Source organism: Brevundimonas sp. (assembly GCF_032107865.1).
In the GTDB taxonomy this organism is placed as follows: domain Bacteria; phylum Pseudomonadota; class Alphaproteobacteria; order Caulobacterales; family Caulobacteraceae; genus Brevundimonas.
The window spans coordinates 1-3056 of record NZ_DAMCNG010000276.1 but is presented as its reverse complement, the minus strand read 5'-3'; the positions used below and the strand labels follow the sequence as shown (position 1 = coordinate 3056).

Here is a 3056-nt window from a genome sequence, read left to right as displayed (position 1 = left end):
CGGCGCCATCGCCCTGCATGGCGCCGAGGCCGCCCTGGTCGACCCGTTGGAGCTTGAGGGCCGCCCTGTCCTGCTGGACCGGGCCCAGGACGCCGACGATGAGAGCCTGTTCCACCTGATCAACCTGACCCAGTCAGGCGGCGGCGCCCTGCTGCTGGTGTCGCGCGATCCGCCGGGAGCCTGGGCGACGGACCTGCCGGACCTGCGCTCGCGCCTGAACGCCATCCGCACCGTGGGGATCGAGGCGCCCGACGACGTGGTCTTCGCCGCCATGCTGCGTCGCGCCTTCGCCAGCCGGAACATCACCCCCGCCGACGAACTGATCGACTATCTGGTCCGCCGCATCGATCGCTCGGCCGACGCCGCCGAGGCCGTGGTCGACCGCCTGGACGCCCTGCACCGCCCGGTGACGCGCGTGCTGGCCCGTCAGGTGCTGGACGGGGAGTAGCCCTCCCCTTTCCCCGCTCACCCCGGCATCCGCAGGGATGAGCAAAATCGTGACGTCTCACCCACCGCGACACAATCGCGGTTGCAGCCGTCACAGGCGCAAGCGACAACGGAATCATGACTGATCTCGCGCCTATCGCCGTCGACACCACCGGCGAGGAAGTCCCTTCCTCGCGCGCCCCGCAGCTGGAGCTGTCCGAGGCGCTGATGGCCTCGCCCCAGCGGTTCATCAATCGCGAGCAGTCGTGGCTGGCCTTCAACGGCCGGGTGCTGGAAGAGGCCGCGAACGAGGGCCACCCCCTGCTGGAGCGGGTGCGTTTCCTATCCATCTCGGCCAACAATCTGGACGAGTTCTTCATGACCCGCGTCGCTGGCCTGAAGGGGCAGGTGCGTGAGCGGGTGCGCGTGGTCTCTCCCGACGGCCTGACCCCGGCCGAACAACTGGAACAGGTCAATGCGGCGGCCGGCGGCCTGATGGCCGAACAGCAGCGCCAGTGGCGCGGCCTGCGCAAGGAGATGGCCGCCGCCGGCATCGAGATCGTCGAGCGCGCCCGCATCACCAAGACCGAGCGCGAGCGGCTGGAGCCGGAGTTCCTGAACCAGCTGTTCGCCGTGCTGACGCCGATGGCCATCGACCCGGCGCACCCCTTCCCCTTCCTGCCGAACCTGGGCTTCTCGCTGGCGCTGAAGCTGCGGCGCAACAGCGACAACCGCGTCCTCTACGCCCTGGTGCCGGTGCCGACGCAGGTGCGGCGCTTCTGGGCGCTGGCGACGGACGGGCGCTCGACGCCGGGGCGGACGCGCTACGTCTCGCTGGAAAACCTGCTACTGCTGTTCATCGACCACATGTTTCCGGGCTGCGAGATCCTGGAAAAGGGCCTGTTCCGCCTGATCCGCGATTCCGACATCGAGATCGAGGAAGAGGCCGAAGATCTGGTCATGGAGTTCGAGGAGGCGCTGAAGCAACGCCGCATGGGCTCGGTCGTCCGCATCAAGATTCAGGCGGACATGCCCGACGACCTGCGCGACTTCATCATCGCCCAGCTTCACGCCCAGCCGCAGGACGTGGTGCTGGTCGACGGGATGCTGGGTCTGGCCCAGTTGTCCGAATTGATCCCCGGCGGCCACCCCGACCTGAAGTTCAAGGGCTATGAACCGCGCTACCCCGAGCGGGTGCGCGACAACGGCGGCGACATCTTCGCGGCCGTGCGCGAAAAGGACATGCTGATCCACCACCCGTTCGAGAGCTTCGACGTGGTGGTGCAGTTTCTGCGTCAGGCGGCGCGCGACCCGCACGTCATCGCCATCAAGCAGACGCTTTATCGCACCTCCAAGGACAGCCCCATCGTCGCCGCCCTGATCGAGGCGGCTGAGAACGGCAAGAACGTCACCGCCCTGGTCGAGCTGAAGGCGCGCTTTGACGAAGAGGCCAATCTGCGCTGGGCGCGCCAGATGGAGCGGGCGGGCGTCCACGTCGTCTTCGGCTTCGTGGAGTACAAGACCCACGCCAAGATGAGCGTCGTCGTCCGCCGCGAGGGCGACAGCCTTCGCACCTACTGCCACTTCGGCACCGGCAACTATCACCCGGTCACGGCCAAGATCTACACGGACCTGAGCCTGTTCACCTGCGACCAGGCGCTGGGCCGCGACGCCACTCGCGTGTTCAACTACATCACCGGCTACGCCGAGCCGGACGAGCTGGAAGCCCTGGTCGTCTCGCCGTTGAACATGAAGACCAGCCTGATCGAGATGATCGGCAAGGAGATGGCCGCCGCCGCCAAGGGCAAGCCCGCCGCCATCTGGGCCAAGATGAACGCCCTGGTCGATCCGGAGATCATCGACGCCCTTTATCGCGCCAGCCAGCAGGGCGTGCGCATCGAACTGGTCATCCGGGGCATCTGCTGCCTGCGTCCCGGCGTGACGGGCCTGTCGGAAAACATCCGGGTCAAGTCGATCGTCGGCCGCTTCCTGGAGCACAGCCGCATCGTCGCCTTCGCCAACGGCCACGACCTGCCCAGCAACCGGGCGCGGCTCTACATCTCCTCGGCCGACTGGATGCCGCGCAACCTGGACCGCCGGGTCGAGGTGATGACGCCGATCCTGAACGCCACCGTTCACGATCAGGTGCTGGATCAGATCATGGTCGCCAATCTGAAGGACGACGCCCAGAGCTGGGTTCTGGCCCCGGACGGCTCTTATCGGCGGGTGATCCCCAGCGGGTCGGAGCGGCCCTTCTCGGCGCATAAATACTTCATGACCAACCCCAGCCTGTCGGGGCGCGGCCGCAAGGTGAAGACCCTGCCCGGCGCCCTGTCCTATCCAGGCCTCAAGCCGCGGAAGCGCCGCTGATGAGCCCCGAGAACGAACACGAGTCGAAACAGATCGCCGTCATCGACATCGGCTCCAACTCGGTGCGCCTGGTGCTGTACCGGCTGGAAGGCCGGGCGGTCTGGACCATGTTCAACGAAAAGGTGCTGGCCGGGCTGGGCCGTGACCTGGCCGCCACCCGGCGCCTGTCCGAACCGGGCGTGGTCATGGCCATGACGGCGCTGCGCCGCTTCGCCGCCGTGATCGAGGGCGTCCAGCCGGATCAGGTGCTGGTCGCCGCC

2 protein-coding genes and 1 pseudogene are annotated in these 3056 nt (G+C 67.5%); all 3 read left to right on the top strand.

Annotated features, from left to right (window positions below; genetic code table 11):
- Positions 1-448 (top strand): DnaA ATPase domain-containing protein (locus RT567_RS15420; RefSeq protein ID WP_313577117.1); only part of this gene is annotated, 448 nt, incomplete at its 5' end.
- A gap of 116 nt (positions 449-564) precedes the next feature.
- Positions 565-2796, top strand: a complete 2232-nt coding sequence (locus RT567_RS15415) for an RNA degradosome polyphosphate kinase (protein WP_313577116.1) — start codon at positions 565-567, stop codon at positions 2794-2796.
- Positions 2796-3056, top strand: a pseudogene (locus RT567_RS15410) (Ppx/GppA family phosphatase); the annotation flags it as partial. The gene RT567_RS15415 and the pseudogene RT567_RS15410, both read left to right, overlap by 1 nt.